The 13,490-nt window shown below is 54.7% G+C and carries 15 protein-coding genes and 2 pseudogenes; 9 read left to right on the forward strand and 8 right to left on the reverse strand.

Annotated features, from left to right (window positions below; translation table 11 throughout):
* The first annotated feature begins 9 nt into the window (after nucleotides 1-9).
* The 3 genes from atpD to EJL02_RS03460 all read left to right on the forward strand — a co-directional run bounded on the left by atpD (nucleotide 10) and on the right by EJL02_RS03460 (nucleotide 4,420).
* A complete protein-coding gene (atpD, locus tag EJL02_RS03450; RefSeq protein WP_125114999.1) occupies nucleotides 10-1,407 on the forward strand; it encodes a F0F1 ATP synthase subunit beta in 1,398 nt (465 codons plus the stop codon).
* Complete coding sequence (gene atpC, locus EJL02_RS03455) at nucleotides 1,407-1,808, forward strand: ATP synthase F1 subunit epsilon (RefSeq protein ID WP_164510259.1); 402 nt, start codon at nucleotides 1,407-1,409, stop codon at nucleotides 1,806-1,808. The genes atpD and atpC overlap by 1 nt, the downstream gene beginning before the upstream one ends.
* Nucleotides 1,809-2,035: 227 nt before the next feature.
* Nucleotides 2,036-4,420, forward strand: a complete 2,385-nt coding sequence (locus EJL02_RS03460) for a phosphoketolase family protein (protein WP_125115001.1) — start codon at nucleotides 2,036-2,038, stop codon at nucleotides 4,418-4,420.
* A gap of 49 nt (nucleotides 4,421-4,469) precedes the next feature.
* Here the strand turns inward: EJL02_RS03460 and EJL02_RS03465 are convergent, their stop codons facing one another.
* On the reverse strand, nucleotides 4,470-4,700 hold the full coding sequence (locus EJL02_RS03465; protein ID WP_164510260.1) for a hypothetical protein: 231 nt from the start codon (nucleotides 4,698-4,700) through the stop codon (nucleotides 4,470-4,472).
* A gap of 29 nt (nucleotides 4,701-4,729) precedes the next feature.
* Nucleotides 4,730-5,641: a LysR family transcriptional regulator gene (locus tag EJL02_RS03470; RefSeq protein ID WP_125115003.1), complete on the reverse strand. Its 912-nt coding sequence runs from the start codon at nucleotides 5,639-5,641 to the stop codon at nucleotides 4,730-4,732.
* A 123-nt stretch (nucleotides 5,642-5,764) separates the two neighbouring features.
* Here EJL02_RS03470 and EJL02_RS03475 point away from each other — a divergent pair, with 123 nt between their 5' ends.
* Complete coding sequence (locus EJL02_RS03475) at nucleotides 5,765-6,913, forward strand: YkvI family membrane protein (protein WP_125115004.1); 1,149 nt, start codon at nucleotides 5,765-5,767, stop codon at nucleotides 6,911-6,913.
* Between the two features lie 12 nt (nucleotides 6,914-6,925).
* Complete coding sequence (locus EJL02_RS03480) at nucleotides 6,926-7,771, forward strand: aminotransferase class IV (RefSeq protein ID WP_125115005.1); 846 nt, start codon at nucleotides 6,926-6,928, stop codon at nucleotides 7,769-7,771.
* A 426-nt stretch (nucleotides 7,772-8,197) separates the two neighbouring features.
* Here EJL02_RS03480 and EJL02_RS03490 read toward each other — a convergent pair whose 3' ends face one another.
* Complete coding sequence (locus tag EJL02_RS03490) at nucleotides 8,198-8,614, reverse strand: immunity 70 family protein (RefSeq protein WP_125115006.1); 417 nt, start codon at nucleotides 8,612-8,614, stop codon at nucleotides 8,198-8,200.
* Between the two features lie 287 nt (nucleotides 8,615-8,901).
* On the opposite strand from EJL02_RS03490, the gene EJL02_RS03495 reads away from it, so the two are divergent.
* On the forward strand, nucleotides 8,902-9,498 hold the full coding sequence (locus EJL02_RS03495) for a DEAD/DEAH box helicase (RefSeq protein ID WP_125115007.1): 597 nt from the start codon (nucleotides 8,902-8,904) through the stop codon (nucleotides 9,496-9,498).
* A gap of 351 nt (nucleotides 9,499-9,849) precedes the next feature.
* Complete coding sequence (locus tag EJL02_RS14400; protein ID WP_243114387.1) at nucleotides 9,850-10,542, forward strand: hypothetical protein; 693 nt, start codon at nucleotides 9,850-9,852, stop codon at nucleotides 10,540-10,542.
* Here EJL02_RS14400 and EJL02_RS03510 read toward each other — a convergent pair.
* The 5 genes and pseudogenes from EJL02_RS03510 to EJL02_RS03525 form a co-directional block, all read right to left on the reverse strand.
* The gene (locus tag EJL02_RS03510; protein ID WP_125115010.1) at nucleotides 10,539-10,958 is read right to left on the reverse strand and encodes a type I-E CRISPR-associated protein Cas6/Cse3/CasE; all 420 of its coding nucleotides are present in this window, start codon (nucleotides 10,956-10,958) and stop codon (nucleotides 10,539-10,541) included. The two genes, EJL02_RS14400 and EJL02_RS03510, sit on opposite strands and share 4 nt — an antisense overlap.
* Nucleotides 10,959-10,973: 15 nt before the next feature.
* Nucleotides 10,974-11,384 carry a type I-E CRISPR-associated protein Cas5/CasD gene (gene cas5e / locus EJL02_RS03515; RefSeq protein ID WP_125115011.1) on the reverse strand — a complete coding sequence of 137 codons (411 nt, stop codon included), beginning with the start codon at nucleotides 11,382-11,384 and terminating at the stop codon, nucleotides 10,974-10,976.
* A 99-nt stretch (nucleotides 11,385-11,483) separates the two neighbouring features.
* Nucleotides 11,484-11,843: a hypothetical protein gene (locus EJL02_RS03520; protein ID WP_125115012.1), complete on the reverse strand. Its 360-nt coding sequence runs from the start codon at nucleotides 11,841-11,843 to the stop codon at nucleotides 11,484-11,486.
* 12 nt (nucleotides 11,844-11,855) lie between these two features.
* Nucleotides 11,856-12,002 carry a hypothetical protein gene (locus tag EJL02_RS14115; protein WP_164510262.1) on the reverse strand — a complete coding sequence of 49 codons (147 nt, stop codon included), beginning with the start codon at nucleotides 12,000-12,002 and terminating at the stop codon, nucleotides 11,856-11,858.
* A gap of 433 nt (nucleotides 12,003-12,435) precedes the next feature.
* Nucleotides 12,436-12,819, reverse strand: a pseudogene (locus EJL02_RS03525) (HD domain-containing protein); the annotation flags it as partial.
* Between the two features lie 277 nt (nucleotides 12,820-13,096).
* On the opposite strand from EJL02_RS03525, the gene EJL02_RS03530 reads away from it, so the two are divergent.
* Entirely contained in the window at nucleotides 13,097-13,369 is a 273-nt protein-coding gene (locus EJL02_RS03530) for a MerR family transcriptional regulator (RefSeq protein ID WP_125115014.1), read from the forward strand.
* A gap of 52 nt (nucleotides 13,370-13,421) precedes the next feature.
* Nucleotides 13,422-13,490: pseudogene (locus tag EJL02_RS14405) on the forward strand (helix-turn-helix domain-containing protein); the annotation flags it as partial.

Below are 13,490 nucleotides of genomic sequence, written 5' to 3' on the forward strand. Positions count from 1 at the left end.
GGAAACAATATGGAGCAAACAGGCATCATAGTGCGGGTAGCCGGCCCGGTCGTTGATGTGGAATTTGACGGCGGCCACCTGCCTGAAATCAATGAGGCTCTCTGCGTGATGGTTGGAGACGAAAAACGGACGATGGAGGTCGCGCAGCACATCGGCGGCGACACGGTCCGCTGCATCATGCTCTCCCCCAGCGAAGGACTGGGCCGAGGCGATCAAGTTGTGTCGACCGGGAACCCGATCCGCGTGCCGGTCGGCGAAAGCACGCTGGGACGCATGTTCAACGTGCTGGGCGATCCCATCGACGGCAAGGGCGCGGTAGACAGCCCGGAGCGCTGGTCGATCCACCGCGATCCCCCGCCGTTCGAGCAGCAGAACCCCACCACCGAAATTCTGGAAACCGGCATCAAGGTCATCGACCTGCTGGCGCCGTATGCGCGCGGCGGCAAGATCGGCCTGTTCGGCGGCGCCGGTGTCGGCAAAACCGTCCTGATTCAGGAACTAATCCACAACATCGCCACCGAGCACGGCGGCTATTCGATTTTCACCGGCGTCGGCGAACGTACGCGTGAGGGCAACGATCTGTGGCGCGAGATGGGCGAATCGGGCGTTTTGAACAAGACCGCCCTGATTTTCGGCCAGATGAACGAGTCGCCCGGCGCCCGTATGCGCGTGGCGCTGACCGGTCTGACCATGGCGGAGTATTTCCGCGACTGCCAGAAGCAGAGCGTACTGCTGTTCATCGATAACATTTTCCGTTATGTACAGGCGGGCTCCGAGGTTTCGGCTTTGATGGGCCGTATGCCGAGCGCGGTCGGCTACCAGCCCACCCTGGCCGACGAAGTCGGCGCGCTGCAGGAACGCATCACCTCGACCCGGGACGGCGCGATCACCTCGGTGCAGGCGGTCTACGTCCCGGCGGACGACCTGACCGACCCGGCGCCGGCCACCACCTTCTCGCACTTGGACGCGACGACCGTACTGTCGCGTAAGATTGCCGAGCAGGGCATTTATCCCGCGGTCGATCCGCTGGAATCGACCTCGCGTATTCTGGAGCCCGACGTGCTCGGCAACCGGCACTACACGGTCGCGCGCGGCGCGCAGGAGCTGCTGCAGCGCTACCGCGAACTGCAGGACATCATCGCCATTTTGGGCATGGAAGAGCTGAGCGCGGAGGACCGCAAGACGGTAGACCGCGCGCGCCGCATGCAGCAGTATTTCTCGCAGCCCTTCTTTGTCGCCGAGCCCTTCACCGGTCTGGAAGGCCGTTATGTCAAGCTGGAACAGACCCTGAGCGGTTTTGAGGCGCTGCTGGGCGGCGAGCTGGACGAGTATCCGGAGTCCGCGTTTGCCATGGTCGGCACCGTGGATGAGGTCTGCGAAAAAGCGCGCGCACAAGGGGCGGTTTGATGGAAAACCTGTTTTATTTGGAAATTATCACGCCGGAAAAGCAATTTTATGTGGGTTCCGCCGAGGGGCTGGTCATCCCTGCCATCGACGGCTCGTACGGCGTGCAGCCCGGCCATGAGCCGGTCGTCACGGCGATCGAACCGGGTACCGCACGCTTTCAGGTCAACGGCGCATGGCAGGAGGTCGTCGTCAGCGACGGCATTGCCGAAATCATGCCGGATTACGCGATTCTTCTGGTCTCCAGCGCCGAGCGCCCGGATGAGATCGACCAAGCACGCGCCCTGCGTGCCAAGGAGCGCGCCGAAGAACGGCTGCGCCAGCACCAGAGCGTGCGCGAATACCACCTTTCCAAGGCGGCGCTGGCCCGCGCCATGGCACGTCTGCGCGCGCGGTCCAAGTAACGCCGCCCAGCGGCCTGTCCCCTGCAAGCAGGCCATGGAACCAGGCGAAACGGACACACGATTCCGCTATATATTGTGAAATTATTCACAATATATAAAAATGAGAATTTTGCGTCCCAAAAGATTGTTAAATTTTTAATTATTATAATCTGGCAAGTGAAGTGACCGAGGTATACAATAATATCGGTAACAAAAAGTATTGCAGGCAAGAGAGGAGAATACAAATCATGGAAGGCAATACCAACGCGGTATGCGAAGAAAAAGGCGCACTGACCGACGAGTTGCTGCGCAAAATGGACGCATACTGGCGTGCAGCCAATTACCTGGCAGCAGGACAGCTTTATCTTCTGGATAACCCGCTGCTGCGGGAACCGCTGACGATGGATCAGGTCAAAAAGAAGATCGTAGGCCACTGGGGCACGGTACCGGGGCAGAACTTCGTCTATGTTCACCTCAACCGCGCCATCAAGCGCTACGATCTGGATTTGATCCTGCTGTCCGGACCGGGTCACGGCGGCAACTTCTTTGTGGCCAACACCTATCTGGAAGGCACCTACAGCGAGGTTTATCCGAACGTGAGCGAGGATACCGAGGGCATGAAGCGCCTGTTCAAGCAGTTCTCGTTCCCGGGCGGCATCGCAAGCCACGTCGCGCCGGAAACTCCGGGTTCGATCAATGAGGGCGGCGAGCTGGGCTACTCCATCGCGCATGCGTTTGGCGCAGTGTTTGACAACCCGGGTCTGATCGCAGCTGTCACGGTTGGCGACGGCGAGGCCGAGACCGGCCCGCTGGCAACTTCGTGGCAGTCCAACAAGTTCCTCAACCCGATCACGGACGGCGCGGTTTTGCCGATCCTGCATTTGAACGGATATAAGATTTCCAACCCGACCATCTTCTCCCGCATCTCGCACGAGGAGCTGCAGAAGTACTTCGAGGGCTGCGGCTGGAAGCCCTACTTCGTCGAGGGCGACGACCCGATGACCATGCACAGAAAGATGGCCGAGACCATGGATCAGGTCATCGAGGAAATCCTCGCGATCCAAAAGCACGCCCGTGAGACCGGCGACGCCACCCGCCCGGTATGGCCGATGATCGTGCTGCGCACGCCCAAGGGCTGGACCGGCCCCAAGGTGGTGGACGGCAAGCAGATCGAAGGCAGCTTCCGCGCGCATCAGGTGCCGATCATGATGGATCAGCCCGAGCACCTGCAGATCCTGAACGACTGGCTCAAGAGCTACCATCCGGAAGAGCTGTTTGACGAGAACGGCCGCCTGATGCCCGAACTGCGCGAGCTGGCTCCGAAGGGCAACCACCGCATCGGCGCCAATCCGCATGCCAACGGCGGTCTGCTGCTGCGCGACCTGCGCCTGCCGGACTTCCGCGATTACGCATTCAATGTCCCGGCGCCCGGCGCGGTCGAGGGTCAGGATATGATCGAACTGGGCGCCTATGTGCGCGACGTGTTCAAGCTCAACGAGGACAGCCGCAACTTCCGCGCCTTCGGTCCGGACGAGACCATGTCCAACCGCCTGTCGCATATCTTCGAGATCACCAACCGCGACTGGAATGCGGAAAAGCTGGACTCGGATGAATTCCTGGCAACCGACGGCCGCGTGATGGACGGCATGCTGTCCGAGCACATGTGCGAAGGCTGGCTGGAAGGCTACCTGCTGACCGGCCGTCACGGCTTCTTCGCCAGCTACGAGGCATTCATCCGCATCATCGACTCGATGGCGGCGCAGCATGCCAAGTGGCTCAAGGTATGCAACCAGCTGCCGTGGCGACAGAAGATCGCGTCGCTCAACCTGATTCTGGCATCCAACGTATGGCAGCAGGACCACAACGGTTTCACCCATCAGGACCCGGGCTTCCTCGATCACATCGCCAACAAGAAGGCAGACGTGGTTCGCCTGTACCTGCCGCCTGATGCAAACTGCCTGCTCAGCTGCTTCGATCACTGCATCAAGAGCCGCAACTACGTCAACGTCATCGTTGCCAGCAAGCATCCGCGTCCGCAGTGGCTGACCATGGAACAGGCCGTCAAGCACTGCACGCAGGGCATCGGCATCTGGGAATGGGCTTCGAACGATCAGGGCAGCGAACCGGATATCGTCATGGCTTGCTGCGGCGAGACCCCGACGCTGGAAACCCTGGCCGCGGTATCCATCCTGCGCAAGGAGATGCCCGAGGTCAAGATCCGCGTGATCAACGTGGTCGACCTGATGAAGCTGCAGCCGGCAAGCGAGCATCCGCACGGCCTGACCGATGCAGAATACGATATGCTGTTCACCAAGGATAAGCCGATCATCTTTGCGTTCCACGGCTATCCGACGCTGGTGCACGAGCTGACCTATCGCCGTCACAACCGTCACCTGCATGTGCGCGGTTATAAGGAAGAGGGCACGATCACCACGCCGTTCGATATGCGTGTGCAGAACGATATTGACCGCTTCCACCTCGTACAGGACGCGATGCTGCGTCTGCCCCAGCTGGGCAATCGCGGTGCTTACCTGTACCAGAAGATGAGCGACAAGCTGGTCGAGCACAAGCAGTATATCACGGAATACGGCATTGATATGCCGGAGATCCGCGACTGGAAATGGGAGAATTAAGCGATTTCCAGTTTCGCATGCCGTTAACCTGCGCTTGAAAAAAAGTGAATTACGGTAAAAACAAGGGCGCTGCAGAACGTTTCTGCAGCGCCCTTTTGTATTCGGTTGGCGAACTTTCCCGCGTCGGATTGTGTGTATTTTCCGGATGGAACAGCGCGGAAAACAGATGGCGGACACCAAATACAAACGCAAAGCCAGCATCCCAGGCATCAGCAGATATGTCCGTACGGCCGGAAGCCGCGGCTGCCGATTTGCCTTCCAGGCGATGCACAATCATCACGATCCCTCTGCTATCGCCGGTCGCGCCGCTTACTCGGTGATGCCGCGCAGCTCCGCCCACTTGAGCAGTTCCTCAATCGCCGGATTGCGGTTTTCCGCCAGCCAGCTGATAGAGAAATCCAGGGTTTCCGGCGTATGATCCTCCTGAAGCAGCGGAACAATCTTGAGGTTTTTGGTATCATGGAAATACCGCACCGCATATTCCGGCAGGACCGCAACCCCCATTCCCGCGGAAACCATCAGCAGGATGGTCTGCACCTCACGTTCACAGCAGACGATCCTGGGCACAAAACCGCCGCGATGATAGCAGAGCATGACCTCCTCGGTTTCGTCGTTCGGCCGCCCCTTGGGCTGCATGATGATGAATTCCTCTTTTGCCAGCTCCCGATAATGCAGCCAGCGCTTTGTGGCCAGCGGATGTCCGGGATAGAGCACGGCCATCAACGGATATGCTTTCAGGAAGCGATAACTCAGCCGCGGAAAGGTCTGGAAGTACGGCGACAGGTTGAATGCCACGTCGCATTTTTCATCTTCCAGCAGACCGTAAAGCGCGCTCAGGTTATCACGCACCAGCTGGATCGAAATATTCGGAAAGGTTTGATGAAAACCGCGCAGCGTTTCGGAAAACAGGCTCTGCTCATAGCCGCGAATGAACCCGATCGTAAGGCTGCCCATAAACCCCTTGGCGGCCGTGCGCGCCAGCTTGATGGCCTCTTCGGATTTGGCCAGGATCTCCTTTGCCTCGGTCAGGTAGACCCGCCCCGCCGGCGTCAGCTCCACATGGTGCTTGTCCCGGATCAGCAGTGCAACGCCGACCTTTTCCTCCAGCGACTGGATTTGCAGCGTCATCGCCGTCTGCGAAATAAAACACTTTTGCGCGGCCTTGGTAAAATTGAGATTTTCCGCCACGCTGACAAAATACTCCAGCTGCCGCAGATTCATCGTCTCGCCCCTTGTAATAAGTTTTACTTAATTATAATATGCATTTTTCGAATGAGCAAGGCGACTCCTTTTATTTTATAATAAATTTTGCGAATCACACACACAAAGGGGAAATCAAAAGAGATGAAACAATCCAACAGTTTTTACGAAGGGACGTATGCAAAATACATCCTGCCGGGTGTATTGCTGCAATCCGTTCTGATCGGCGGCGGCTACGCCACCGGCCGCGAGATCTTCTCCTACGGCGCCAAGTTTGGCGCGATGGGATGGATCTCCGGCCTGACGATCGGCATCGGCTTTGCGCTGTTTGCTTTCCTGACCTTCGAGATCTGCCGCATCTACAAGGTCTACGATTACAAAAACTACATCAAGCAGGTCATCGGGCCGCTGTGGCCGGTGATGGATGTCCTGACCGTGCTGATCGCCATTATGCTGATCGCAGTCATGGCAGCCGCCACCGGCAGTATTTTTGAGCAGGTCGGTCTGCCGAATATCCTCGGCTCGGTCGTCATCGTTCTGCTCTGCGGTCTGCTCAACTTCAAGGGCGCCAAGGTGATCGAGAAATTCGAGTCGATCGGCACCATCCTGCTGTATGCCGGTTACATCCTGTTCACCATCGTTGTGCTGGTCAAGCGCGGCAGCCACATTCCGGAAGTGTTCGCCACCATGGACACCAGCGCGTTCGACGGCAAAACGACCGTCATGCTCTGTGTCTGGACCGGCATTTTATATGTGGCGTATAACATCAATTCGATCCCGATGGGCATGTTCTCGCTGACCCGCCAGACCAAGCGCCGCGAAACGCTGATCTCCGGCATCATCGCAGGTCTGCTGATGGTCATTCCGTGGTTCCTGTCCTACTTTGCCATGCTGTGCTTCTACGGCGATACCTCCATCGTCGGCGCGAACGTTGCCACCCCGTGGACGCAGATGATCGTGGCCGCGGACGGCGGCACGGCGCTGCTCGTCCTGTTCAGCATCGTCATGGGCTGGACGCTGGTGGAAACCGCGACCGGCTGCATTCACATGATCATCGACCGGTTTGATGTGGCGCTGGTCGAAAAAGGGCATCAGCGCATGAGCGATCATCGCCGCGGCCTGATCACGGTGATCACGCTGGTGCTGGCGCTCGTGCTCTCCCGCATCGGCGTCGTCACGCTGATCGAACAGGGCTACACGCTGCTGTCGTACGGCTTTATCCTGTTCTATCTGCTGCCCACGCTGCTGATCGGCGGTTATAAAATCATCAAGCATAAAAACAAACAATCGTAAGGAGTGTTTATCATGCAATATGTAGGCTATTATAATGGAGAGATCGGCGCGCTGGAGCAGATGAAGATCCCGATGCTCGACCGCGCGGTATACTTCGGCGACGGCTGCTATGACGCGACCACGTTTGCACACAACCATATTTTTGCGGTCGAGGATCATCTGGACCGGTTTTACAACAGCTGCCGCCTGCTGGAGATCCCGTTCGACCTGTCGCGCGAAGCGCTGACCGCCGAACTGCAAAAGTGCATCGACTTAAACGACGCCGACCACGGCATGCTGTACTGGCAGTGCTCGCGCGGCACCGGTATGCGCGCGCACAACTTCCCGCCCAAGGAAGTGAAACCCAATCTGATGATTTTCACTGTCCCTTATGATCTGATTCCGATGGACCAGACGTTCAAACTGATCTCGATGGAGGATACACGGTTCCTGCACTGCAACATCAAAACGCTCAACCTGATCCCGAGCGTCATCGCCTATCAGCGCTGCATCGAGGCCGGCTGTCAGGAAACCGTGTTCCACCGCGGCGACCGGATAACCGAATGCGCCCACAGCAACATCCTGATGCTCCAGGACGGCGTGCTTTGCACTCCGCCGCGCGACAACCTGATTCTGCCGGGCATCACGCTCAAGCACCTGCTGGCGCTGGCCGAGCAAAACGGCATCCCGACCCGCGAAGCGCCGTTCACGATGGACGAGCTGAAAGCCGCCGACGAGGTCATCATCAGCAGCTCGGGCGGTCTGTGCATCGCCGCGACCGAGCTGGACGGCCAGCCGATCGGCGGCAAAGATCCGGACACGCTCAAAACCTTGCAGGACGCCTATACCGCCTTCTACGACCGCGATACCAATTTCTGATCCCGGCCATATTTAGGGGATTGGGGTGCATGCGTCATTGCAGTCCAATCTGCTGATCCCAAAGAAACGAGCGAAAAACCCCTTCAGCTTGTCTATTACCGCCTGCTTTTTCTCGGCTCTGGTACCGCCCTCGCCAAAGAAAGAGACAGGCGGCATCAGTTTATCGATAAAAGCACAAAAAAGCCGCTTGTTCGTAAGAACAAGCGGCTTTTATGGTACGCCCGATGCGATTCGAACGCACGGCCTTTGGAGTCGGAGGGGTTTGTCGCGACTGCATTCCCACTGATTACTGCTTCAAAAGTGCAGTTTATGACCATTTTTCTGCGTAATCGCACCTGTTTCTTCAGCAAGTTAGGCCGCCAAAAACAAGCCGTGGACGCCAAATATGGACGCCAAACCAGTAATTGCAAGGCGACTTTCCCCGTCCTATAACGCCTGAATGCGCAGCGGAACATGGAGCTGCTGCGCCTTGGTCAGTGCGTTTTGAAACACGTCGAGAAAATCCTCGCCGCTGCTCGTCACAAAGTAATTGCTGAGGTCTGTGATCGAGTCGCTGATCTGATCGCCCCATGGCGGCATCAGTGAACGATCCTCGATATCCCAAATCACCTGATCGGGCGTGAACCGAGCAAGCCCCAGTTTAATCTGCGCCAACTCTTCTGCCGCCTGCTGCAAATGTTCCGCAGACAATTCACCCTGATATAACTCCTGCATGATGTAGGGATATTTGCTGCCCCACTGTTCGTTCTCCAGCCGTCCACATACGGTCGAGAAAAACGCATGGAGAAAATCACCGCTGCCAATCGTGTACAAATACCGTTTCACCGTAAATCCTACTGCCATACCGCACCTCCTATTGCACTTGAAAACGCAAAAGCGAAAGAAACGAGCTGACTTCAGTTTACCACAGCATATATTACTTTCCAACCCGCTTATCTATTTTCACTTTTTACACTTTTCATAACTTAATCTATCAAAAATCACTCTTGACACCGTTGTATAGCAACTTTCTCCTGATCGTTTGCATCAAATGAATTGCAAAATATTTTTGTATTTTCATAACGATCGAGCATTATCTTTTTACCATCCTCCAACATGAGAATAAATCTATTCTCAAAGGAGGATTTTTTATGGATATCAAGCGAGAAATCAAATGTGCATTTCATACACTGGGTTTGGACAAACCGCGCAAACATCAAATGGCACCGATTAAGTCATTGACCGACAAACAGGATACCATCGTCATCGCCGGAACATCCTCCGGCAAGACGGCAATTTACCAGACAGCTGGATTGGTGCTGCAAGGGCTGACTGTGGTAATCAAACCATTGCTGGCATTGATCTACAACCAAGTGCATGAATTGCAGCAAAAGGGCATTTCCGCAGCCTGGGCAAAAAAACTGCGCAGACCTCGAAACAGGCCGCAAAAACAATACGACAGAACTTCCAACAAGTGCAGGATTTTCTGTTCGGAACCGGCTGCATGCGCAATCCGGTCTTGCAATATCAGGGACAAACCGAGCAGAGCATCTGCAAACGCTGCACCAACTGCGCCAGCGAGAGAAAGAGGTGCTGAATATGAAACGCAACAACGGAATCCATACCTTTTCGCTAATACTCCGCAGAAGCTATTCGGAAATCCAGAATATCCGTGCGCAGAATACCTGCATCCACGGCAAACGCGACCGTTTTTCGCTCAACCGATATTTTTGTATCGCAGATTATAAGGACAAAGGCGTTGAGATTTTACTGCACCAGTCACTGACGCACCCGAACTGAGTTGCGCTGATCGTCAACCCAGCCTCGCTTCTGGCTGGATCATACCAGCCGATCGGGCTGTTTCGCCCGACCAAAAAGAAGCTGGCAGAGCTGAAACAGCGCCTGCGCGCCATTCTGGATGAGATAGGGTTAGATATACGTCTCATGCGGTTTCATCTGTCACGCTGTGATCTAATACAAGATCGCTATTTTGATCTTGAAACCGAGGTTACGCTATGGCTGAATGTATTCCAAAAGTCTTGGTTGATCCAGCACAATAAGGTCGTTCCTTTTCCGCAGGCGTCGGAATTTGATGAGAAGTGAAAACGCGCGAATCAACATGCGTGGATGGTCGCAAACAAGAGTTGTGCGTTTTCGGTGCACGACAACTGAAAAAGCGCCATAAAGTCAAAATCAAAGAACATATCCTGCGTCTGGAGCTGCGGCTGTCCCGCAAGCGCATTTGCAAGTTATGTCACGATGCCGCATGGAACAAGCATCTGCTGGAATTGTACGAAAAACAAGATGACAAACTGGACAAATTCCTGCACCGACTCTATCTGCCGGAAAAGACACGGGGCTGTCTCACAAGCGCAGGCGCTGGAAATCATCAGAGCTTCACGTTTTCGGGAAAAGGCCAAGAAAAAGCTGCGCCGGATCGTGAAAAAGGCGAGCGGCTGCGAATCACCCGCAGCCGTCCAGCGGGAAACCAGAATCAAAAAATCAGAGTTTATCAAGATGTTGGGAGAATTCGAAGAATTGGGTATTTACCCGATTGTTGTGATATCATCCCCGCGCATGCGGGGCTAATTATTCTATCTCCTCAGCAAGATCATACCCATGCCATATGCCTTGCCGGCGCCGATTCCCCGGGCTATCGCCTGACGAAACAGCTCTTGCCGTTGAATTTGCAAAACACCGTCTTACCGATAGCCATCCCAATACATGCATCCACCCTGTTTGGAAGTATGCGTGCCCATCAAGTGAACACTCTCTTTTTCTTCTGCCCCTAAAATCTCAAACCTGGCTTGCTCTGCTTTACGATGCAACCACGCAAGTCATTCCTCTGGCTCACGCAGCACTCGACGCTGGCTTTTTTCCGGTCCTTTGCTGCTACTTTTTTTGTTGGCGCCGCTAGCAGGTCAAACCGCCAGACCTGTCCGTTTTCCAGAGCTTGCAACCAATCTGACAAATCCCGCTCACCGCCAAACACCATGCCCGGTACCAAAGCGGCACGGTTTACCGGCATATCTGAACAGAGGTAAACCGCCGTCCGCCCCGGTTCTATCCGCAGCCGACAGAGGATGTTCGCATCCTTGCGTGCGATCTGAAACAGCCCAGTGACCAGCCGGTGCATCTGCTGGCAGTCCGTTAACGCCCGCTGAATAGCCCGTATCTGCGGCTGCAGTTCAATTCTGGTCAGATACATGTGTTTCCTCCTTTGCTACGCTGCAACGATGACCAAAAAGCTGGCATCCTGCCGATACTCCCGGCGGGAAATAATCGTATTGCCTGTGCTGCGCGGCTTGCCCTCCGCATTGCGCAGTGGATTCCCGGTCACAGTATGATAATCCACCATGCGGTTGACCTGTCGATCCGCCCGCACAGTCATTTGCAGCGCATCATACATATCAGCGATTCGTTCATCTCCACGCGCCCATCCTAAGGCGCAAGCCAGCAGACCGATAACACCTGATTTTGTGGGCAGCACTGCCGAATCTCTTGTGTCCCATTTGCTGCTTTCTCCCCAAGACTGCAGCACGCCTCCCCGCTGCAGCGCCAAAATAAGTGCTCGCTTTGCGCGAGCAGACATTCCGCTTCGATTTCGTCTCGCCTGCCTGCGGAATAGCTGCATGGAATAACAATATCTGTCCAACTGACCGTGATTGCAGTGCTTGATACACTTCCTGCGCAACCGTATTGAGCAGCACACACATACAGCCGCCCTGTGCAGTCAGTTTTCCGGCCATCTCCGCGATTTTTTCCGCGTTGTGTAAAATCGGACAGATCTGCGCTGCATTACACTCGATGTAATTGGTCGTTCGAGCAGTCTTCCAGATGCTGTGACGGCGGTTACTGCCGGATATTGATCCTGCAGGATCTCCGTGGTGTAGGCCGAAAGCAACTGCTGCTTTTTTGCTGGCGGCAAGGTCGCCGACAATAAGACAACTGGGATTTCGAGCGCTTTGCACCACTGCAAAAGGCGATGCAGGATCTGGCTCATGTACGCATCATAGGCATGCAACTCATCGATTACCCGCACCTTTCCAGATAACCCCATCAGCCTAAGCACGCCGTATTTCACCATCATCACTAAAAGCATTGCCTAATCTATTGTACCGACTGCGTTACTTTCCAGCAGCCCACGGCGCAGCGGCTCCAGCCATTTGCGCGCGATTTGTTCGTCCTCCGTCTGAAACGCTTCCACCTCTGCGATCTGTTCATCGACCAACCATGCCATCGCGTGAAGCAATCGAACATTACTCTGTTGCCCGTGTATATGAAGCAAAACACGCCTACGCTCCACCATCTGGTTAGAAGTTGCCGCCGTGGGCAAGGCAACATAAAAAACCGTTTTTCCCATGCTTGTGCTATTTTCAGCGCAGCATACAAACCAGCTTCGTTTTTTCCTTCACCCATCGGCGCTTCCAGCAACACAAGTGAAATCTTTTCGCCACACTGATTGAACAGCTCCTCTGTCTGTTGCTGCAAGGGACGCATGCCGTCCCACAAAATATTCGGCCAGACCGAGCAAAACGCGCCCACTTGAAACAACTGCTGTCGTTTCAAACCGCTTTGATCCAGAAATCGGTCCACTCGCTCCTCAACATTCGGTCACAGAACATCTTTCCAATTATCCGCCTGAGCATATATGTTACTTGATGCGATCCAATCGGAAAGAATCGTCAGGCCCAGTAGCAAGGAACCGATGCCCCCTTGCCGTTCCCGCCCAATAACAGGCCAAACAACCGGCGTTTCCCATAGAAAAACTGTCGCATGATATGCTCCAATTCATCCTGTTCGGCGGCCATTTGCTGGAGCACAGGATCAGTATCTCCTTGCTTTCCCTGATGATGTTTTCCTAACAGACCTGCAAGAAAGCGTGCGGTTCTGCTCTCCATACCCTGCACTTTCCAAATTCGTTCCATGATCATTTGTGTACCGATTTCATGGCGCATATGATTTCCCGCTCCAAATGAAAGCAGATTAAAGCCCTGCGCACTGAGAATTTCCCGTGTTTTAGCGTCAAGCGCCTGAAAATTTAGCGTGCATTTGCCTGCTGCATCGTGACACGATACAAATTATATTGCAGGCATCCAACATATTCCATTAAAAAAATATAAATTGTTGTGCACGTTTTATACGTTTTTCCCACCTGCTAATGTGTCTGAACCCTAAAATAAAATAGAAAGCAGCATATTGCTTGGTGTCTAAAGCATTATGCTGATTCGAATAGAGAAACTTTTCAAGTGATTTCATTAACATTAAGATGATACAGCGTGAATTACAGTGCACTATATCCCACCCACCTGCCAAATCTCAATTCATTTTAAGGAGTGCTATCTCATGAAGTATATTAACTACAACGATATGAAAGCTTTCTATACGATCGACGAGGTCTGCCGGCTGTTCGAGATGGACAAGGCCGGGCTCCGGCACTATGCCGAGAAGTACAACATTTCACCGCAGGAAGACCAGTATGGCAACTGGGGATTCCGCAAGGTACTGGTACGCAAGCTGCACAATTATATCTACAAGGAGCAGCGCAATGCTCCCGACGACGGCAGTTCCCCTTGGGGCAATAACAAGTCGGAAAAGAAGTCTGACCCAGGGTCCTGACGGTCAAGGAAGCCGCCGCGAGCTCAAAACCACCCGCCAACAAATCCGCAAGATGATCGCAAACGGAGAACTCCCGGCTGTTAAAGTCGGCCGAGAGTGGAGAATTCCGCTGGAAAGCATC

The organism is Agathobaculum sp. Marseille-P7918 (genome assembly GCF_900625105.1).
In the GTDB taxonomy this organism is placed as follows: domain Bacteria; phylum Bacillota; class Clostridia; order Oscillospirales; family Butyricicoccaceae; genus Agathobaculum.